This window comes from Marinobacter sp. MBR-105, assembly GCF_053628895.1.
Genome location: NZ_JBRJHG010000003.1, coordinates 1 through 20,356, shown reverse-complemented (window position 1 = coordinate 20,356; position 20,356 = coordinate 1). Strand labels below are relative to the sequence as shown.

General features: G+C 58.5%; 17 protein-coding genes and 1 pseudogene. 9 read left to right on the top strand and 9 right to left on the bottom strand.

The window, feature by feature from the left end; genetic code table 11:
- Positions 1-38 precede the first annotated feature (38 nt).
- Positions 39-287, top strand: a complete 249-nt coding sequence (locus ACSSVV_RS04760) for a YkoF family thiamine/hydroxymethylpyrimidine-binding protein (RefSeq protein ID WP_011784528.1) — start codon at positions 39-41, stop codon at positions 285-287.
- Positions 284-2,185, top strand: coding sequence for an ATP-dependent zinc metalloprotease FtsH (ftsH, locus tag ACSSVV_RS04755; protein WP_454105660.1), 1,902 nt, complete (start codon positions 284-286; stop codon positions 2,183-2,185). The genes ACSSVV_RS04760 and ftsH overlap by 4 nt, the downstream gene beginning before the upstream one ends.
- Before the next feature lie 27 nt (positions 2,186-2,212).
- On the opposite strand, the gene ACSSVV_RS04750 is transcribed toward ftsH, so the two are convergent.
- The 3 genes from ACSSVV_RS04750 to yghU are packed head-to-tail and all read right to left on the bottom strand — an operon-like array spanning position 2,213 to position 6,357.
- The gene (locus ACSSVV_RS04750) at positions 2,213-3,088 is read right to left on the bottom strand and encodes a universal stress protein (RefSeq protein ID WP_454105659.1); all 876 of its coding nucleotides are present in this window, start codon (positions 3,086-3,088) and stop codon (positions 2,213-2,215) included.
- A complete protein-coding gene (locus ACSSVV_RS04745; protein WP_454105658.1) occupies positions 3,063-5,468 on the bottom strand; it encodes a Lon protease family protein in 2,406 nt (801 codons plus the stop codon). Before ACSSVV_RS04745 ends, ACSSVV_RS04750 begins: the two co-directional genes overlap by 26 nt.
- Positions 5,469-5,484: 16 nt before the next feature.
- Positions 5,485-6,357, bottom strand: a complete 873-nt coding sequence (gene yghU / locus ACSSVV_RS04740; protein WP_454105657.1) for a glutathione-dependent disulfide-bond oxidoreductase — start codon at positions 6,355-6,357, stop codon at positions 5,485-5,487.
- A 158-nt stretch (positions 6,358-6,515) separates the two neighbouring features.
- Here yghU and ACSSVV_RS04735 point away from each other — a divergent pair, with 158 nt between their 5' ends.
- Genes ACSSVV_RS04735 through ACSSVV_RS04725 form a run of 3 tightly spaced genes read left to right on the top strand, consistent with a single transcriptional unit; the run spans position 6,516 to position 10,770 of the window.
- Entirely contained in the window at positions 6,516-7,241 is a 726-nt protein-coding gene (locus ACSSVV_RS04735; protein WP_454105656.1) for an ABC transporter ATP-binding protein, read from the top strand.
- 4 nt (positions 7,242-7,245) lie between these two features.
- Positions 7,246-9,621 carry an ABC transporter permease gene (locus ACSSVV_RS04730; RefSeq protein WP_454105655.1) on the top strand — a complete coding sequence of 792 codons (2,376 nt, stop codon included), beginning with the start codon at positions 7,246-7,248 and terminating at the stop codon, positions 9,619-9,621.
- A gap of 27 nt (positions 9,622-9,648) precedes the next feature.
- Complete coding sequence (locus tag ACSSVV_RS04725) at positions 9,649-10,770, top strand: efflux RND transporter periplasmic adaptor subunit (RefSeq protein ID WP_454105654.1); 1,122 nt, start codon at positions 9,649-9,651, stop codon at positions 10,768-10,770.
- 131 nt (positions 10,771-10,901) lie between these two features.
- On the opposite strand, the gene msrB is transcribed toward ACSSVV_RS04725, so the two are convergent.
- From msrB to ACSSVV_RS04705, 4 genes are all read right to left on the bottom strand, one after another.
- A complete protein-coding gene (msrB, locus tag ACSSVV_RS04720; RefSeq protein WP_023011109.1) occupies positions 10,902-12,110 on the bottom strand; it encodes a peptide-methionine (R)-S-oxide reductase MsrB in 1,209 nt (402 codons plus the stop codon).
- A gap of 96 nt (positions 12,111-12,206) precedes the next feature.
- Positions 12,207-13,673: a sensor histidine kinase gene (locus ACSSVV_RS04715; protein WP_023011110.1), complete on the bottom strand. Its 1,467-nt coding sequence runs from the start codon at positions 13,671-13,673 to the stop codon at positions 12,207-12,209.
- 2 nt (positions 13,674-13,675) lie between these two features.
- Complete coding sequence (locus ACSSVV_RS04710) at positions 13,676-14,377, bottom strand: response regulator transcription factor (RefSeq protein WP_023011111.1); 702 nt, start codon at positions 14,375-14,377, stop codon at positions 13,676-13,678.
- 151 nt (positions 14,378-14,528) lie between these two features.
- A complete protein-coding gene (locus ACSSVV_RS04705; protein WP_454105653.1) occupies positions 14,529-15,347 on the bottom strand; it encodes an NmrA family NAD(P)-binding protein in 819 nt (272 codons plus the stop codon).
- Between the two features lie 139 nt (positions 15,348-15,486).
- Between ACSSVV_RS04705 and ACSSVV_RS04700 the strand changes: the two genes are divergently transcribed.
- From ACSSVV_RS04700 to tnpC, 4 genes are all read left to right on the top strand, one after another.
- A complete protein-coding gene (locus ACSSVV_RS04700) occupies positions 15,487-16,446 on the top strand; it encodes an AraC family transcriptional regulator (protein WP_227499531.1) in 960 nt (319 codons plus the stop codon).
- Positions 16,447-16,923: 477 nt separating this feature from the next.
- Positions 16,924-17,301 carry an IS66-like element accessory protein TnpA gene (gene tnpA / locus ACSSVV_RS04695; protein WP_023011855.1) on the top strand — a complete coding sequence of 126 codons (378 nt, stop codon included), beginning with the start codon at positions 16,924-16,926 and terminating at the stop codon, positions 17,299-17,301.
- Entirely contained in the window at positions 17,298-17,633 is a 336-nt protein-coding gene (tnpB, locus tag ACSSVV_RS04690) for an IS66 family insertion sequence element accessory protein TnpB (protein WP_023011856.1), read from the top strand. The genes tnpA and tnpB overlap by 4 nt, the downstream gene beginning before the upstream one ends.
- 75 nt (positions 17,634-17,708) lie before the next feature.
- Complete coding sequence (gene tnpC, locus ACSSVV_RS04685) at positions 17,709-19,253, top strand: IS66 family transposase (protein WP_023011857.1); 1,545 nt, start codon at positions 17,709-17,711, stop codon at positions 19,251-19,253.
- A gap of 41 nt (positions 19,254-19,294) precedes the next feature.
- Here tnpC and ACSSVV_RS04680 read toward each other — a convergent pair whose 3' ends face one another.
- Both ACSSVV_RS04680 and ACSSVV_RS04675 read right to left on the bottom strand, forming a co-directional pair.
- Entirely contained in the window at positions 19,295-19,909 is a 615-nt protein-coding gene (locus ACSSVV_RS04680; protein WP_031211971.1) for a DUF4336 domain-containing protein, read from the bottom strand.
- Positions 19,910-19,962: 53 nt separating this feature from the next.
- A pseudogene (locus tag ACSSVV_RS04675) lies at positions 19,963-20,262 on the bottom strand (transposase); the annotation flags it as partial.
- Positions 20,263-20,356: the final 94 nt, after the last annotated feature.

The window sequence follows — 20,356 nt, the reverse complement described above, 5'->3', positions numbered from 1 at the left end:
CAATATTGACCGGGCGCATCCCGGACAGGAGGTAACTGATGTATCTTTCCGTACAACTGAGCTGCTATCCGCTCAAGGACGACTACAAACAACCGATCTGGGATCTGATTGCACGCCTGGAACAGACCAGCCTTGAGGTCCACCCTGGTCGCATGAGTACCGAGATCTTCGGCGAGTATGACGAAGTGATGAAGGTGCTCTCAGACACCATGAAATGGTCTTTCGAGACCTACGGCAAATCGGTGTTTGTAGCAAAAATCATGGAGGGTGACCGGAGGCCGAAATGACACCCAGCAACGAACCCGGAAAGCAGGACCAGACACCGCAGCCGCAACCTGCGATACCCAACCAGTACTCGTTTCTGTGGTTGAGCGCAGCCATTTTCCTGATGTTCCTGTGGCTACAGGGGAACAACCAGCAGCAACAACAGGAACTGGCCTATTCCGAGTTCAAACAGGCCGTCATAAGCGGCCAGGTTGCCGAAGTTACCCTGCGCACCGAAGACATCAGCGGACGCTTTACGGATTCCGGTGCCAGCCGGTTTTCCAACGACAGCCGTCCACCGTCGAGCAGTTTCATAACGCTCAGGCCACAGGTGGAAGACCCGGAGCTGCTACCACTACTGGAAAAACAGGAAGTCCTGGTTCGGGGCTCCCGCTCCGGCCGCCCCTGGTGGCAGGAGCTGATCCTGGGCTTCCTGCCCTGGATCCTGTTATTGGCGCTGATGTTCTGGTTCTGGGGTGCCGCCCAGAAACGCATGACTCAGGGCGGCGGCCCCTTTGACTATGGCAAGTCCAGGGCCCGCCGCGCCCGCAGGGAAACCTCCACAACGACACTGGACGATGTAGCGGGCATTGAGTCCGCAAAACGGGACATTTCGGAAATTATCGACTTCCTGAAGTCGCCGGATAAGTATCGTCGCCTGGGCGCCGTGATGCCTAAAGGGGTTCTCCTGGTTGGCCCGCCGGGCACCGGCAAGACTCTGTTGGCGCGGGCCATTGCCGGCGAGGCGGAAGTCCCCTTCTTCAGCATCAGCGCCTCGGAGTTTATCGAAATGTTCGTGGGCGTTGGCGCGGCACGGGTTCGGGACATGTTCCAGACGGCTCGCAAGGAAGCCCCGGCACTGATCTTTATCGATGAGCTGGACGCCGTCGGACGCTCACGGGGAGCTGGCCTGGGGGGCGGCCACGACGAGCGCGAACAGACCCTGAACCAGATCCTCACGGAAATGGACGGTTTCGAGGCCCATGAGAACGTTCTTGTGCTGGCCGCCACCAACCGCCCGGATGTATTGGACACCGCTCTGCTGCGCCCGGGCCGGTTTGACCGGAAAATCACCCTGGACCGCCCTCACCGGGAGGCCCGGGAAGCTATTCTGAAGGTACATGTGCGCAAGGTGCCGCTGGCTGCGGATGTGGACCTGACGCAGGTGGCCGCGCGCACGACCGGCTTCTCCGGCGCCGACCTGAAAAACCTGGTGAACGAAGCGGCCCTTACAGCCGCCCGAGACAACCTCGTTGAGGTAAACAACCACTGTTTTGAAGTGGCCCACGATCGCCTGATTCTGGGTGAGGAAAGGGACGCCCAGTTAACACCGGAAGAGCGTGAAGCCGTGGCCTACCACGAATGCGGGCATGCCATTATGGCCTATTACATGCCCAAGGCAGATCCTCTCACCAAGATCACCATTATTCCCCACGGCATGGCCATGGGAGTGACCGAACAGACCCCGAAAGAAGACAAATACAATTACACCGAAAGTTACCTGGAGGACCGCATCAAGGTGATGCTGGGCGGGCGTTCTGCCGAAAAGATCATCTACGGAGAGGTCAGCACCGGCGCCCAGAATGACCTGAAAGAAGCCACCAAACTATTGAGACGAATGGTCGGCCAGTGGGGCATGAGCGAAAAGATCGGCCCGCTGGGCCTGGGCATCGGCGAAGAACATGTGTTCCTTGGCCGGGAAATGGGCGCGCCCCGGGAGTACAGCGAAAAACTCGCGGAAATGATCGACTCGGAAATCCAGTCGCAATTACTGGCCTTTGAAGCCTTTACCGTGAGCTTCCTGACCGAACACCGGCAGGAACTGGATGCCCTTGCCAGAGCCGTCATGAAAAGGGAAACCCTGTCAGCCGGGGAAATAACCGAGGTGCTGGAGGAAGCTCGCAGCCGGGAGACCGCCTGAACAACTGCCGGCACAACAGCGGTTTGCTCAGGGCGTGATGGTGACCGGTAGATTCAGTTGGCAAAGCAGGGACTCCGCGCCTTGCTGTTCAAACAGGCTGCACTGACGGCTGATCACCAGCTGTGCTGCTCCCTCCTCCCGCACGGCCCTCGCCATGGCAGCAGCACCGGCTTTGGGCAAACGCCTGACCCGGGCAGCAATGCCCCCGGCTTCAAGCATGGCTGCAAGCTCCTCAAGCAATTCGGGATCATCAGCGGCGTCTGAGCGCACCAGAACCGTCAGCGCCCGCTGCCCACGCCTGGCCAGCTCCACGCCTACCCGCACAGCCCGATGATTCGCGCCCTGATCGTGGTTCAGCAACACCACCACCCTGCCCGGTGGTAATGAGCGCGATTCCGGCAACAACAGCACATCTCCCGGCGCCTGCCGCAACAGGCCCCGCGCGGTTGAGCCCAGCTTGAAAGATGAGATACCGGACCAGCCAGCCCCGCCGAGCACCAACAAATCATCAGGCTGTACCAGCCCCAATACCTGCTCTACCACTTCACCCCGGCATAATCTCAGTGCCTGGGCCACACCCCAGGGCGCCAGGGTTCGCTCGAGAGTACGGCGAAGCTTCTCTGCAGTTGCCTGCATACGGACTTCCAGAGCGTCGACATCCATGGGCCTCGCCACGCCGGAACTCCGGCCCACTTCCCGGGCAAAACCGTAACCGGCGCTACGCAGCAGGCTTACTTCCTCCACAAAGATACCCAGAACTTCGGCTTGCTGCGCACGTGCAATGTCTGCCGCAGCCTCCAGGGCTGCCAGACTCCGCCTGGAACCATCCAGCAACACCAATATCCGCCGGGCTACGGCGGGGGCTGGCTCCGGAGTTTTATGACTGACCGTTGTGTCCGCCATTGCCATTATCCTGACCCGTGTCTTTGTCCTTGCTTTTGCCAACCTCGGCAAACGCGGCCAGCCTGTCTGCCACGCGACGGTTAAAGCTGCCCTCAGGGAACACGCCATCAGCATCCGGTTGCCCCGGTTCCAGGCCCGTCAACAACTCAATGGCCTGGTCGATATGGGTAACGGGATAAATGGAGAACCTTCCGTCCTGCACCGCTTCCCGCACCGATTCATTCAGCATCAGATGCTCCACATTGCTGGCCGGCAACAAGGCTCCCTGGCTATTCACGCCTCCGTCCTGCCGACAGACATTGAAGAAGCCTTCAATCTTTTCGTTGACGCCACCCACCGCCTGCACCTCACCATGCTGGTTCATGGAGCCGGTAACCGCCAGGGACTGCTTGAGAGGAACGCCGGCGATGGCGGACAACAACACACAGGTTTCCGCCACCGAGGCAGAATCCCCTTCCACGCCACCGTAGGATTGTTCAAAGGCCAGACTGGCCGACAGTGAAAGCTCATTCATCGGCGCATAACGATTGGCCAGGAACCGGGACAGAATCATCACCGCCTTGCTGTGGATCGGCCCACCAAGCTTGGCTTCCCGCTCGATATCCACCACCTGGCCCTTGCCAGGGCGCGCCGTGGCGGTAATGCGAGTGGGCTGACCAAAGCGGGTGGCGCCTAGCTGCAGTACCGACAGACCATTCACCTGCCCCACCTGCTCGCCCTGAGTGGCAATCATCACCACACCCCGGCGAATCTGCTCCAGACTGCGCTCACGGACCCGGCTCGCCCGGTAGTCCCGCTCGTCAATGGCCTGCTGAACATGGCTGGCGCACACCTGCGGGCTGTTGGCCACACCAGCCCAGTGGTCCGACTCGGTGAGCAGATCTTTCAGTACACGATCGTGGGCCGTCAGCTTGTTCTGATCGCTGGCCAGACGGCTCGCGTGTTCAATCAACCTCGCAACCGCCTCCCTGTCCAGGGTTCTTACGCCAGCCGACCGGGCCATAGTGGCAATCATCCGGGCGTAGAGTAAGTAGCTGGCCTCATCCCGCTCCATGTCGTCCTCAAAATCCGCTTCCACCTTGAACAGGTCCAGAAAGTCCGGATCGTAGTGGGACAGCAGGTAATACAACATCCGGTCGCCAAGCAGCACCACCTTTACCGAAAGCGGAATCGGCTCCGGTTGTTGGCTTACCGTGGTGGCGAGGCCATACAGGCGCTCCAGGGATTCGATGCGGATCTCGCCGGAAAAGAGTATGCGTTTGAGGCTTTCCCAGGCCATAGGCTGCGACAGTACCCGCCGGGCGTCGAGGATCAGGTAGCCACCGTTGGCCCGGTGCAGAGACCCGGCCCGAATCAAGGTGAAATCCGTGTACAGGTTACCCTGGTGGGCCCGGTGTTCGATCTGGCCCGCCAGGTGCTGGTGGTTGGGAAGATCTTCATAGATGACGGGGGCCCCACGGGTCTCGGCATTATCCACCAGCAGATTCACCCGGTAACGGTTCAACAACCCTGCCGGTGCGCCGTTTTCGGTATCCTGAAAGGCCTCGGCATGCTCCACCACATCCTCTCGAACCGCGTCCAGGTGCGCGACCACGGCCGGCACGTGCCCCCACTTCTCGCGCAGCTCCCCCATGGGGCCGCCCAGGGTAAGCTGAACCATTTCCTCATTCAGGGCATGGACCCGCTCCCGGACTTCCTTGCGCAGCCGGGGCACCTGCTGGATGGCCTGCTGGAGCTTTTTCTGGAGGTCTTCCACCTTGGATTCCACCAACTCCTTTTCCTCATCGGAGAAGGTCTTGTATTCCTCAGGCTCAATCACCTCGCCGTTGCGCATGGGGGCGAAGGTAAAACCGGCCGGGGTGGTGAGCATGGCTATATTGTTGGCGTTTGCCTCTTCCTGAATCTCAGACAGGCCTTGCTGCTGGCGCCGGGTAACCTCTTCCTGCAATTCCTGAATACGGGCCTGGTATTCCTCGCTTTCAAAGGTGGCCGGTATGGTGGTCTTCAGTTCGTTGGCCAGTTCGCTCATATCGGCCTTGAATATGCGACCTTCCCCCGGCGGCAGCTCGATGGCCCCGGGTTTGTCCGACTGCTGAAAATTGAACACATGACACCAGTCCGAAGGCACCGGCTTTTCTGCGGCGTGACTGGCCAATACCCGCCGCACCAGTTCATGCTTGCCCGCCCCTGAGGGCCCCAACACGAACAGGTTAAAACCCTGGGCCTTCATGCTGGCCCCGAATTCCAGGGCACGCAGTGCCCGATCCTGACCGAAGGGCAGAGCCAGATCTTCCAGGCTTTCCGTGGTTTCGAAATCCAGTTTGTCCAGCGGGCACCGATGGTAGATCTGTGCTTCGGTCAGTGCGTCGGGCAGAGCCATCCGTCCTCCTTATGGCTTAAGCATTGCCTTCCAGTTTGTCCTGGGTGCGCAGGTCAAAATCGCTGGCGTGATGCCGCTCGTGCAGCTGAGAGGCCAGATCACCCCAGGCCTTGTTCACCATCCGGCCACGCTTCACCGCCGGGCGTTTGGCCACCTCGTCGGTCCAGCGAACCACGTTGGTGTAGGTGTGGGCTTCCAGGAACTCGGCCGCCTCGTACACCATGTTCTTCACCAGGGCTCCGTACCAGGGCCAGATGGCCATATCGGCGATGGTGTATTCATCACCGGCAATATACTGGTTATCCGCCAGCTGGCGATCCAGCACATCCAACTGACGCTTCACTTCCATAGTGTAGCGGTTGATGGGGTACTCGTACTTTTCTGGCGCGTAGGCATAGAAGTGCCCGAAGCCGCCCCCCAGGAAGGGCGCACTGCCCATCTGCCAGAACAACCAGTTCATGGTTTCAGTGCGCTTGGCCGGGTCTTTGGGCAGAAACGCATCAAACTTCTCTGCCAGATAGAACAGAATGGAACCAGATTCAAAAACCCGGATGGCCGGGTCCACACTGCGATCCAGCATGGCAGGGATCTTGGAGTTGGGATTCACCTTCACGAACCCGCTGCTGAACTGATCCCCTTCGGTGATTCGAATCAGCCAGGCATCATATTCCGCCTCCTTGATGCCTTTTTCCAGCAGCTCCTCAAGCATGACCGTTGCTTTCACACCGTTGGGCGTTGCCAGGGAATAAAGCTGGAACGGATGCTCCCCCACTGGCAGCTCTTTTTCATGGGTAGGGCCGGCGATGGGGCGGTTGATGTTAGAGAACTTGCCGCCGTTGTTCGGATCCCATTTCCAGACTTTCGGAGGTGTGTAAGTTGGGTCACTCATTCCGTTTTCTCCCATTGGCTTTACAGGGTTAGTGGCATGACTGTAACCGAATCCGGCACGGGTACGCACGTGGAATACGTCTGCGCGGGATCAATAACCGGTCATCGGTATTGGGCTATACTCGGCTCTGGATCAACTGGACTGCAATGGAACCTGCCATGGCGTGTCACGCCGACCGGACCGCTCCTGTCTTTCAAACGAAAGGCCTGACCAAAACCTACCGTCAGGGCGATGTGGAAGTGCATGCCCTGCGGGGGGTCGATATCAGCCTTTATCCGGGGGAGCTGGTAGTGATGCTTGGCGCCTCAGGCTCAGGCAAATCCACGCTTCTGAACATTCTGGGCGGACTGGATGTGCCCACTACCGGCGAAGTTCGTTATCAGGACATCGGTCTGGCCGGCGCCTCAGACCGGGAGCTTACCCGCTATCGCCGGGATTATGTCGGGTTCGTGTTTCAGTTTTACAACCTCATCCCCAGCCTGACCGCCCGCGAAAACGTCATCGCCGTGACCGAGATTGCCCGTGACCCCATGGCGCCGGAAGAAGCCCTGGACATGGTGGGCCTGGCCAGTCGCCTGGACCATTTCCCGGCTCAGCTTTCCGGCGGCGAGCAACAAAGAGTGGCCATTGCCAGAGCCATATCCAAGCGACCCCGGGTGCTGCTGTGCGATGAGCCTACCGGAGCCCTGGACTCGGCCACCGGTATTCTGGTCCTCGCGGCATTGGAACGGGCCAACCGGGAAACCGGCACCACCACGGTGATCATCACCCACAATGCTTCAATCGCGAACATGGCGGACAGAGTGATCACCCTTTCGGATGGCGTGATCAGCGGTGAGCACCGCAACTCAGAACGCCAGGACCCGAACACCCTGAGCTGGTGATGCCATGATTTTCGGGCCGAGCGTACTGCACACCAAACTGCGACGGGAAATCTGGCAGATGCGCGGCCAGTTGCTGGCGATCGCGCTGGTGATTGCGGGCGGGATCGCGGTTTGCCTGATGTCCCTGGTCAATTACTCCTCCCTCACAGCCACCCGGGATCAGTACTATCAGGAGCACCAGTTTGCTGATGTTTTCGTTTCGGTAAAACGGGCCCCCCGCCATGTGCTGCAAACGGTTTCCGAGCTACCGGGTGTGACCCGCCTGAGCGGCCGGGTGGAAGGCGCCGCGAAGTTCAATCTCCCCGATTACGACGAACCTGTGTCGGCCCACCTGGCGTCTGTTCCTCCGACCGGCCAACCCGGGGTAAACCAGTTGTATGTCCGGCAAGGTCGACTGCCAAGCGCCACCCACGCCAATGAAGTCGCAATCATTGGCAGCTTCGCGGATGCGCACCAGCTCACTCTGGACGACAGTTTCAACGCCATCATCAATGGCCGACAACAAACCCTGAAAATCGTGGGCATTGTCGAGTCGCCGGAATTCATCTACGTGATACCTCCGGGGGGCATGCTGCCGGATTATCAGCGCTTTGGCGTGCTCTGGCTGAATCAGGAAGCGCTGGCCGCCGCCATGGACATGCGGGGCGCCTTCAACAGCCTGGTACTGCAGATCGACCCACGGCATCCTGTGGAAGATGTGATCGACCCGCTGGACCGGTTGCTGGCGCGCTACGGCAGTACCGGTGCGTTCGCCCGGGCTGACCAGTTCTCACACCGTTTTCTCAGTGACGAGCTCGAGCAGCTGAAGGCCATGGCGATTATCTTTCCGTCCATTTTTATGGGCGTCGCCATGTTTCTGCTCAATGTGGTGGTGACACGCCTGATCAGTACCCAGCGGGAAATCGTCGCCATTCTCAAAGCCTTCGGCTACAGCAATGGCCAGATCGGCTGGCACTACAGCCAACTGGTGCTGGCCATTGGGTTTACCGGGCTTGCCATCGGCTGCGCCAGTGGCCTCTGGCTGGGGCATCGGTTGGGAGAGCTGTATATGGATTACTACCGCTTCCCTTCGCTACTGTTCCGAATCAATCCCTGGTGGCTGGCGTTACTGGCCCTGATCAGTATGGCAGTTGCACTGCTCGGCGGCTGGCGCTCCATCCGCGCGGCGGCCGCCCTGCCCCCAGCGGAAGCCATGCAGCCCGAGAGCCCCGCCCGATACCGGGTTACCGTTACCGAACGGCTGCTGGGCTGGGTGCGCTTTCATCAGCCTTCACGCATGATCGTCAGGCAGCTTGCCCGCAAGCCTGGCCGAACCGCCCTCTCGGTATTCGGCATTGCCATGGCAACGGCCATCGTGGTGGTGGGCAATTTCCAGTTCAGCTCTGTTTCGCTGATGGTGCACACCCAATTCGCCCGGGTGCAGAAGCAGGATCTGACCGCCACACTCACCGACCCGGTCAACCCGACCGCACTGTACGGAATGGCGCGCCAATCCGGTGTGCGTTACGTCGAAGGACGCCGGGCCGTTACGGTAGAGCTGGTTAACGAACACCGCAGATGGCGCACGGTGCTCACCGGCTTGCCCCGGGACGCCAAACTGCAATTTGTGGTTAACCAGGATCTGGAGAACGTGGCCATTCCTTCTGCCGGCCTGTTGGTAACCGACTTTCTGGCCAAGGCCCTGAATGTTGAGACCGGAGACACAGTTCGGGTGCGAGTGCTGGAAGGCCGACGCCCGGAACTGGACCTCACGGTGGCTGGCGTTACCAGCGAGTTCCTCGGTGTGGGCGCCTACATGAATCTGACCGCCATGAACAAGGCGCTGCGTGAAGGCCCGAGAGTGAACCAGATGCTGATGAATCTGGCGCCGGAGCAAACCAACACCGTCTACCAGGAACTCCGGGATACGCCGGGAGTGATGGCCACCAATCTGCGACAGGCAATGCTCGACAGCTTCTTCGAAACTCTCGCGCGCACCTTCCTGACCTACACCTTCATCATCAGCCTGCTCGGCGGCATTATTGCTTTTGGTGTGATCTACAATACCGCGCGGATTTCCCTGGCCGAACGAGGGCGAGACCTGGCGAGCTTGAGAGTACTGGGGTACAGCCACAACGAAGTCGCCCACATTCTGCTCGGAGAACTGGCCATACTGCTGTTACTGGGAATTCCTCTGGGTTGGGCGGTTGGTTTTGGATTGGCAAGTTTTGTGGTTACCGCGATGCAGACCGAACTCTATCGCGTTCCCCTGGTCCTGACCGGCCAAACCCTGGCATTGGCGGCCAACGTGGTCATTTTGTCGGCATTGATTTCCGGCTTCATCACCTGGTGGCGACTTCGTAAACTGGACCTTGTCGCGGTTCTGAAAACCCGGGAATAATGCACACACACTCACATGGGACCCAACATGGCGACACAACGCATCTCAAAAGGAAAATGGGCCTTCTGGCTTTTGATGGCCTCAGTAGCCGCCATCGTCTTCGCGCTTATCCTGCGGCCAGAGCCCGTTTGGGTTGACCTTGCCCCCGTCGAGCGCGGCCCCATGGAAGTGACCATTCTTGAAGAGGGCAAAACCCGGGTCAAAGATCGCTATCTGATTTCCTCCCCTGTGGCCGGCTATATTCACCGGGTTCAGCTGGACGTAGGCGACGCGGTGATTCCCGGGGAGCTACTGACGTTTGTGGACCCGACGCCCGCCAGCATCCTGGACGCCCGGACCCGCGCCGAAGCCGAGGCTCGGGCAGCCGCCGCCCAGGCAGCACTTCAATCCATCCAACAAAAGGTTCAGGCGGCGGAGGCTGATGCTGAGTTCGCTCAGAATGAATACCAGCGCCTGCTCGCTCTGGAAGAATCCCGCTTTGTCTCCACCGAACAGTTACAACAGGCGAAATCCACGGCAGCCCGGGCACAGGCAATCCTGCGTTCCGCCCGCTTTGATGAAGAGGTGGCCGCCCATGAACTGGCCGCCGCTCAAACCCGGCTGCAGATTTCAACCGCGTCCTCCAATGGTCAGAAACCTGCCGAGCGGGTCGCCGTGCGCTCTCCGGTTAACGGCGCGGTTCTGGCTCTGGTTCGCCAGAGCGAGGGCGTCATCCAGGCCGGCGAGCCGATACTGGAGGTCGGAGACCCTGGCGCTCTGGAAGTGGTGGTCGAGGTCTTGAGTTTTGATGCCGTCAAACTGGAACCCGGCCTTGGCGTGCGACTGAGTGGCTGGGGCGGGCCGGTACTGGAAGCAACGGTTCGTCGTATCGAGCTTATCGGGTTTGAGGATGTATCCGCTCTGGGCGTGGACGAACAACGGGTTCAGGTTATTGCCGATATGGTCAGCCCACGGGAGCAGTGGCGACAGCTGGGAGACGGCTACCGAGTGGACGCTGACTTTATCCTGTGGCAAAGCGAAGACACCTTGCAGGTACCCACCTCAGCGATCTTCGAATACAACGGCGCTTCTGCGGTTTTCGTGGTTGAGAGCGAGACGGCGAGACGGCGAGACGCCAGACGGTCACGACAGGACCATCCAACGGTTTAATGACCCAGGTAACGCAGGGACTGCAGGAGGGCGTTCGGGTGGTCCGGCACCCCGGCCGTGGCCTGGAAGACGGCGATCAGGTTCGGGTGCGTTAACGAATCCCTCACAAACCCTGACCCCAAACGCCCCAGTTAACGTTCGCCCTGAGCTTTTACATCGGCGATCCATTTGCCATACCCCGCGGCTTCCATTTGCTCCAGCGGGATGAACTTCATGGCTGCGGAATTCATACAATAGCGCAATCCCGTCGGCGCCGGACCATCGTCAAAGACATGGCCCAGATGAGAATCAGCATGGGCACTGCGAATCTCCGTCCGGGTCATGAAAAACGACTTGTCCTCACGTTCTACCACTGCCTCTGGCGTAATCGGGCGAGTGAAGCTCGGCCAGCCGGTACCGGACTTGTACTTATCCCGTGAGGAGAACAGCGGCTCACCGGAAACGACATCCACATAAAGCCCCGCCCTGGTGTTGTCCCAGTAGGTATTGTTGAAGGCGGGTTCAGTACCATCCTCCTGCGTGACCTCATACTGCATTTCCGTCAAACGCTGCCGAAGAGTCTTGTCATCCGGCTTTTGAAAACGTTCGGGGTTAAAACCCCCGCTTGCCGCCGCTTCTGTCGGATCGTCCTCCGCAGGCATCGAGTCATTGACTCCGGTATTGGGCTGATAGCGCGAGAAATCCAGCTCATAATCCTCGCCATAGACCTCTTCAATAAACTGATAACGCCCCGAATTGAAGGTGTAGAACTTGTAGCGGACCGGATTCTTCTTGTAGTAGTCCTGGTGGTATTCCTCCGCCGGATAGAATCTCTTGAGCGGCTCAATGGGGATCACCACCGGCTTGTCATAGACGCCGGAAGCCTCCAGTGCCTGCTTTGCCGCCTCTGCGAAGCGCTTCTGCTCCTCGTTGTGGTAAAAAATGGTGGGCCGGTACTGCCGACCACGGTCAACGAACTGGCCCTCCAGGTCGGTCGGATTCATCATTCGCCAGAGGCCGGCCAGCAAGCCCTCATAGGTTATTTTGTCCGGGTCGTAATATACCTGGACGGCTTCAGTGTGGCCTGTACGCCCGGAAGAGACCTGTTTATAGGTCGGACTTTTTTCTTCTCCACCAGCGTAGCCAGACACTGCCTCGACAACACCAGGAATCTTTTCGTAGCCGGCTTCCACGCACCAGAAACAGCCGCCAGCAAAGGTCGCCACGGCCAGATCCGGATCATCCGGTGCATAGGCATTACCTGCACTATCCACTCGCTCTGCTGCCACCTGTGCCGCAAAAAGACCGGCGGCGGAGACCAGCGCCAGGGCGGAAAACAGGCCTATAACTTTGCGTTTCATGACACTTCTCCTCGCTTGAATCCATAATCACAGCCTAGCGATCTGAATTCACAAAAAAGTTCAGCAACTATCACAAATCTATAACACAGCGGAAAGCTAGCTGGAGGAAGCTAACGGTAGCCAGAGGGTAAAGACAGCACCGTTCGCATTGTGCGCTGAGAGCCTGCCTTGCTGCAGGACGACCAAGCGCTGGGCGATCGCAAGTCCCAGGCCGGCATGCCCGGTACGTTCAGCTCCCGCGGCCTGGTAGAAGGGGTCAAACACCTGGCCAAGGTCTTCTTCGCGGATGCCAGGCCCAGCATCGGCAACAGTGATCGCTGCTCCACCATCCCGTACTGACATCGTGAGTATGACTCTTGTATTCCGCGGAGAATGGACGATGGCATTATTGATGAGATTGTCCAGAACCCGCTCGGTCATCGCGATATCCGCCAGCACGCTCTCGGTCTCTGTCGCCGAAATGATGAGCTCAACACCCGCTCGGTCTGCTGCTGGCCTATGCTTCTGAACGACGTCGTAGAGCAACTCAGCCATGACAAACGGCTCGATATCCGGCTGTTTTTCACGGGCGTCCAGGGCGGCCAGTTCGAACAACTCCTCAACCTGCCTGCCCAACCGGTGTGTTTCTGACAGGGCCACCGCCAGGAACCGGCCTCGCTCCTCAGCTTCCAGGGTCTCATGCTTCATCCGCAGCGCTTCCAGGTAGCCCTGAATTGACGCCAGCGGTGTTCGAAGATCGTGAGACACCTGAGCAACCAGCTGTCGACGCTGGGCGTCTTTGTGCTTCAGGAGGTCCAGCTGCGCCACAATGCGGCGCGCCATGAGATCAAACCGAGAGGCCAGGTAATCAATGTCGTCGCCCTTCTCGGCCAGTGGAGGGCTTTGTTCCGAGGACAATTCCCGTTCAAACGACTCCACCCGTTCAGTCAGCCGGGACAGCCGCCGCGTTAACATTCGGAAGAACACCAACCCGGCCAGGAGCCCCACGAGCAGGCTCACCGCCAGGGCGCCTGCGCCCATCTGCAACAACCGGTTGCTGTGAACCATGCTCTCCGCGAGGTCGAATTCTTCGCCCCTCAGAACCACATAAAGGTAGCCGGCAGGGGCGGCTGCCGAGGGAACGGGGGTCACAGAGAACACTTTTTGCCGATCGTGACTACGAGGGTCGTCCCCCGGCAGAGGATAGGCGTCCGGGTTTTCGAGCAGTGTCTGGATTGGTCCGAGGGATACCCGATTGCGCTTGATTCGGTCCGGATCGGCGGAATAGGCACGAATGGCCCCGTCGGTATCCAACAGGTAAATCTCAAGGCTGGGATTGATCGTCATATACAGCTCGAACAGCTGCTTCAGGGCATCCCGATTCAACTGGCCATCGGTGACCAGGTTTCGGTCAGAAACCAGATTCTGCGCCAGATTCCGGTTCAGTTGCTGGTTAACGGCAGCCGAATACTCCCTGACCGAGGCCAGACTCAGCAAAGTAAATAGCCCGCCCACCACAAACAGCAGCAGGAACAGACCAATGGCCAGCCTCGCATACAGAGTTCGAAGCACGGAAAGGCCCATGGTTAATCCATAAACCGATAGCCCACGCCCCAGACCGTCTGAACGTAACGCGGTTGGGCCGGATCGGGCTCAATCTTGTTACGCAGGCGGTTGATATGGGTGTTTACGGTGTGCTCGTAGCCGTCGTGATTGTACCCCCAGACGGCATCCAGCAATTGGGCCCGGCTGAAAACCCGGCCACGATGGGAAGCAAAGTGCCACAGAAGATCGAACTCACGGGCGGTCAGATCGAGCTCGCGGCACTCCAGGAACACCCGGCGCCGAACCGGATCAATCCGCAGCCCGTCCGCCTCGATCTCCGCCACGTCGTCTTCGGGTGAGTTCTTCCGGGAGAGCGCGTCCACCCGCCGGAACAGAGCTTTGATGCGAGCGGACAGTTCCGCCACGCTGAAAGGCTTGGTGAGGTAGTCATCCGCCCCCATTTCCAGCCCCAGCACCCTGTCCAGCTCGGTGCTCTTGGCGGTCAGCATGAGCACCGGCACATAACCCGCACTGGAGCGTATTTCCCGGCACACCGCCAGGCCATCCAGGCCCGGAAGCATGAGGTCCAGAATCACCAGATCAATACCACCGTCCCGGAACCGCGCCAGGCCGCTGTCGCCCCGGTCCCGCAGAACCGCAGTCATGCCCAGGTCGGATACCTGCATGCGGACCAGTTCGCCGATACCGGGATTGTCTTCGATTATCAATACCGTGCGCGGCATGCAGCTGAGGGCTCCTTTCGGTCAACACTGGCGGCCAATCCAGTATTATCGTCAGTCCTCTGAGTCTATCGTGGAAAGTTCACAAAACCATAAACTTCTTCATAAACTCCGGACACAGACAATATCGAACCTCAAGCAAGCGATCACCCAATCACCACACCCCCATAGGCACAACATCAGCAACATAGTCCCTGAACCGGCGCGCAGGCCGCCCCAGCACTTGTTCAACCGTTTGAGTGGTGCTTTCATTGCGGCCATCAAGAATGTTCACAAACAGTTCGTTGATCAGCCACGCCATGTCGTCTGCCATACCCTGCGCCGTGGCGCCATCCAGATAGGCCTCCACCGGTAACGGCGTAAACCGGATCTCACGGCCACTGGCCGCAGCAATCGCATGCACACACTCCTCGAACGAGAGCAGCTCCGGACCGGTAACTTCCAATACCTGGTTTTTCAATGCGGGATTGGTCAGCGCCGCTATCGCCACACTGGCCAGGTCATCCACATCGATGAATGGTTCTCTGGCGTTGGGCCTGGGCAGCACCAGTTCACCCGCCTGCAGGCCCTGCAGCATAAAGCTTTCACTGAAGTTCTGCATAAACCAGCTGGCGCGAACCACGTTCCAGTCCAACCCGCTGCTTTCCAGTACCTGTTCTGCCCGCCGTGCACCCGCCTCTCCACGCCCCGACATCAATACCAGGTGCGCCACACCCTGCTGTTTAGCTTCCGCCACAAAGGCACGCACATCCGTTTCCGCCGTTGGCACCGCGAGATCCGGGAAATACGTAACGTAGGCAGCACGCACTCCCTGAAGTGCTGCGGCCCAGGTACTGCGGTCTGCCCAATCAAAGGGGATGGGAGAAGAGCGTGCCAGGCCGCGCGCCTCCAGCCCCATCTCACCCAGTTTTGCCAATACCCTGGAACCGGTCTTACCGGTGGCGCCAACAACAGCGATGACTTCTGATGTCATGGTTTGGTCCTCGTTAAACGATCACTGAAGGTTCCAGTTTACGAGGACAAAAACTGATGCTTAATGCTTTTTTATCTACTATATTTTGCAGATCGTCCAAAACACGTGAGAAACAATGATCCCTGAACTTGAGCGGCGCATGCCAACAACCTCCGATCCACTCGGCGAGACGCTGTGCTCACTTCGTATGGACGGTACCGTCTACGCGACTGCCGAACTGATTACCCCGTGGGGAATGGAGATGCCGCCGCTCGGGGGCAAAATGATGTTTCACATCGTCACCCAGGGAAGCTGCTGGTTGCGTTTCAAAGACCAGGACAGCCTGCTCCTTAAAACGGGCGACATGGCGCTGGTACCCAAAGGGGAAGGCCACTGTATTTCCCATAGTAACAATCAGCCGTGCGAGCCCTTTTTTGATATTCCCGTCACCCGGCTGACAGACCGCTTTGAGTTCATGCGCTATGGCGGGGCCGGCACGGAAGAACAGCGCACGGGCGAAGAAGAAACCCGACTGACCTGCGGCGTGCTTGGCTTCGACCAGATTGCAGCTCAGAAGCTCATTCGTGAATTGCCACAGTGCATTCACATCAAAGGCGACGATGGCGCCCTGCCCGCCCAGCTTACAACGCTGATACAACTGATGGAGCAGGAAGCCCGCGCACTATCACCCGGCGGAGTCACAGTGATGGCCCACCTGGCAGATATCATCGTGATTCAGGCCATACGACACTGGATCAACTCAAGCGCGGAAGCCAGCAAAGGCTGGCTGGGCGCGCTGAAAGATCCGAAACTGGGCAAGGCTCTGGCGGCCATACACGCACACCCTGAGGCTGACTGGACAGTCAGCCGGCTGGCCAAGCACGCGGGCATGTCCCGCTCGGGGTTTTCCGCCCGGTTTACCGAGGTGATAGGCACTTCAGTCAAACAGTACCTGACCGAATGGAGGATGAACCTGGCGCGACTCAGAATTGGTCAATCACCCGTGACACTGACTAAGCTGGCTGAAGAGCTGGGGTACCAATCCGAAGCGGCGTTTTCGAGGGCTTACAAGCGGGTTTTCGGGGTGCCACCACTGCGGCGGAAAGGCTGCGAAAGGTAAACACATAATGAGCCCGATTTTCCCGCCCACGGCTCTATGGTTCAGACTGGAGTACCTCAGACCGATCCCTCTCGTACTCTTCGTATGACTTACTGGAACGTTCGATGCATTCATCATACTGAGGGGGTGGCACACTGACACATTCCTGTCGGTTGTTTCTCTGCACATTGTCATACACGGCTTTGCTGCTACAGCCAGCAACCAAGACACACACCAGCAGTAAATATAGAGTTTTAGTCACGTTCTTCATCCAGTTAGTCCGTAACGTTAGTGGCATAGGAACCAAAGGGGTCACCAACGCAAGCCCCAAACTAAAGCTTTATGCCTTAAACACTTAAGCAGCTCTTGAAACCAAAACCGCCAAGCATTGAGAATCCCTTTTAGATGCCTTTTTCGTAAGCGTCTGGTGATCCCGTCTTGAGCCAGGCGCTGCCGCCGTCAGGATAGTGTCCACTTATTTTCTAGTGGACACTTAACATGAACGAATTAAGCGTAACCAAACCCTACCAACGCCGCCGCCGGTTTTCCCGCGAATTCAAGGCCGAGATTGTCGACCAATGCCTGGAACCCGGAGCCTCCGTTTCCCGAATTTCCCTGGATAACGGTCTCAACGCCAACATGGTCCGGCGCTGGATCAGCGAGGCACGTCGGGCGGATAAAGCGCCCACGACAACGCCGGGATTTGTACCAGTTAATCTGCCTGCGGCAACCTCAGCACCGGGCAACCCGTCGGTCTCGGACAAGCGTAGCAGCATCCGCATCGAGATTTCCCGCGCCGGTGGCTCGGTCGTGGTGGAGTGGCCTGCGGAGCAGGCCCATCAATGTGCCGCTTTTCTCCGGGACCTGCTGGGATGATCCGCATCGACGAGATCTGGCTGGCCACCGAACCGCTGGATATGCGGGCGGGGCCGGACAAGGCCCTGGCCCGAGTTATTCAGGTCTTCGGTTCTGCCAGGCCTCATTGCGCCTACCTGTTCGCCAACAAACGGGGCAACCGGATGAAGGTGTTGATCCACGATGGCCTTGGCATCTGGTTGTGTGCCCGCCGACTGAACCGGGGCAAGTTCCATTGGGGCGAAGCCTGGCGAGGTGACCAACTTCACCTGACCGAAGAACAGTTATCCGCCCTGGTTCAGGGCCTGCCATGGCAACGCCTTGGGGCGGAAGGCGTGATCTCCATCCTGTAACCACAAGGCCGGCAGTATCGCTATAGCCAGAACCGCGAATCGTATACGACTCAAGGGCTTGGCATACTACCGACCATGACTGAACGCCCCGATCTCGACCAGCTCTCCGCCGACCAGCTCCGTGCTCTTGCCACGGAACTGTTCGATCGTGTCGAGAACAAGGAACGCGCCTTGGTGCACCGTGATGCGGTCATTGAGAAGCTGACCCACGAAGTCGCCACCCTCAAGCGTCACAAGTACGCCCGGCGCAGTGAGCAGCTCGATGCGGTTCAGGGGAAACTGCTGGACGAGCTGATCGACTGTGACCTGGCCGCCATCGAAGCCGAGCTGGACCGGGCGATGACCGAGGAACAGAAGGCGGCTCGGCCCAAGCAAAAGCCCAAGCGCGCCCCGCTGCCACCAGAACTGCCCCGCACCCTGATCCACCACGAACCGGAAAATACTCAGTGCCAGTGTGGCTGCCAGCTCAAGCGTATTGGTGAAGACGTCAGCGAGAAGCTGGATTACGTCCCAGGCGAGTTCACGGTGGAGCGCCACATCCGGGGCAAGTGGGCCTGCGACAAATGCGAGACCTTGGTCCAGGCACCGGTGCCACCACAGGTGATCGACAAAGGCATCCCGACGGCGGGTCTGCTGGCTCAAGTGCTGGTGGCCAAATACGCGGACCATCTGCCCCTGTACCGTCAGGAACGTATCTTCGGCCGTGCTGGCCTGGAAATCCCGCGCTCCACTCTGGCCGAGTGGGTGGGGGCCTGTGGTGTGCAGTTGCAGCCCCTGGTGGACGCACTGAGAAACACCTTGCTGGAACACAACGTTCTGCACGCCGACGAAACCCCGGTGAGCATGCTGGCCCCGGGCAAGAAAAAGACTCACAAGGCCTACGTCTGGGCGTACTGCACCACACCGTTCTCGGACCTCAAAGCCACCGTTTACGACTTCGCACCCAGCCGGGCGGGTGAACACGCTCGCACCTTCCTGGGTGACTGGCAGGGCAAACTGGTCTGTGACGACTATGCCGGCTACAAGGCCGGGTTCGGTAACGGCATCACCGAGATCGGTTGTATGGCCCACGCCCGGCGCAAGTTCTATGACCTTCACGAAGCCAACAAGAGCGAACTGGCGGCCAAAGCCCTGGAATACATCGGCGGACTGTACGAGATCGAACGGGAAACCAAAGACCTGCCGCCGGATAAGCGCCGGGAAATCCGACAAACCAGAGCTAAACCACTGGCTGACGCTCTGCATCAGTGGATGCTGTCGCATCGACAGAAGGTGCCGGATGGTTCCGGCACGGCCAAAGCATTGGATTACAGCCTCAAACGATGGGAAGCGCTGACGCGCTACCTGAACGATGGTGCTGTGCCCATCGACAACAACTGGGTGGAAAACCAGATCCGGCCGTGGGCACTGGGCCGTTCCAACTGGCTGTTCGCCGGATCACTGCGCAGTGGTCAACGTGCAGCTGCGGTGATGACTCTGATCCAGTCAGCCAAGCTGAACGGGCATGATCCTTATGCCTACCTGAAGGATGTTCTGACCCGCCTGCCGACACAGAAAAACAACGCCATCGACGAGCTATTGCCCCACAACTGGAGGCCGGCTATACCTGACAAGGTGTGATGGCCGGACGCTTACCCTTTTTCGACTTTTTCAAATATTACTCATGCTAACCATTTGAATGACTGCTGTAAGAACTTGTCTGCATTTTCAGCGACTATTTCACCATGAGCCATAACCAACAGTTGCGGCTTCCAAGACAACAACCTATCGAGGTGTTTCCGTGCGTCTGCTTTACCAAACATGAAGCTTAAACGCCAGTCCAAAGGCATCTTCCCATTAGGGGCAAGTATACCAACACCCTTAGCCACTACCCGTTGCCAGTAGTTAAAGTCCTGACCAGAAAAGTTCTCAACCAGGTCAGTAACAATCAACGTTCTTGAACTGCTATGGTAAAACACACATTCTTCCATTAATGGAGAACCAGAAAACAGTTCTTGTTCAATGTCTGGGGCCCAAGCATAGCCTTTCGAGTTATCAAGCGAGGCATGAAACGAGATATCGCTACGCTTTTTAATCACTTCGTTGGTGCCATAGACTTCTGCGTTCGGATAGGCGGCAACCCATGAAGATAAGAACAAGTGGTGTAAATGATTGGGTGCAATTAGATATTTTACACAGCCTAAACTGTCAACTTTCTCTGTAACTGATTCAGATAATTTGATTGGGCTATGAATCCACAGGTCTCCACTGGAAAGTCTAACTGAGGTGGACCCCATCAGTTGGACAGCCTGAAGGTGCAGTTAAGCTCTGATCCGGCTGTATTCCCGGCTCAAGCTGCCAGGGTCATGGGTTGTTGGTAGTACACCTCATCCGGTGTTTGGTAATCAAGGGTTTGGTGGTACCGGGTCTGATTGTAATGCCGGAAGTACCGGTGGAGCGCCTGCTTCAAGTGGCGTCCATCCTCGAAGGCTGTGAGGTAGACGCACTCGTGCTTGACGCTGCGCCAGAGCCGTTCCACGAAGATGTTGTCATGATAGCAGCCCTTGCCGTCCATGCTGATCCGAATGCCATGCTCCTTGAGAGCGCCTGTGAAGGCCTCACTGGTGAACTGGGCACCTTGATCAGTATTGAGTCGCCCCTGCAAAAACGCCGTTTTCAGACAGCCAGCAATTTACCGGTCTCTGCCGATTCATCCGGCAACGCCGGGGTTGACCATAAAATAG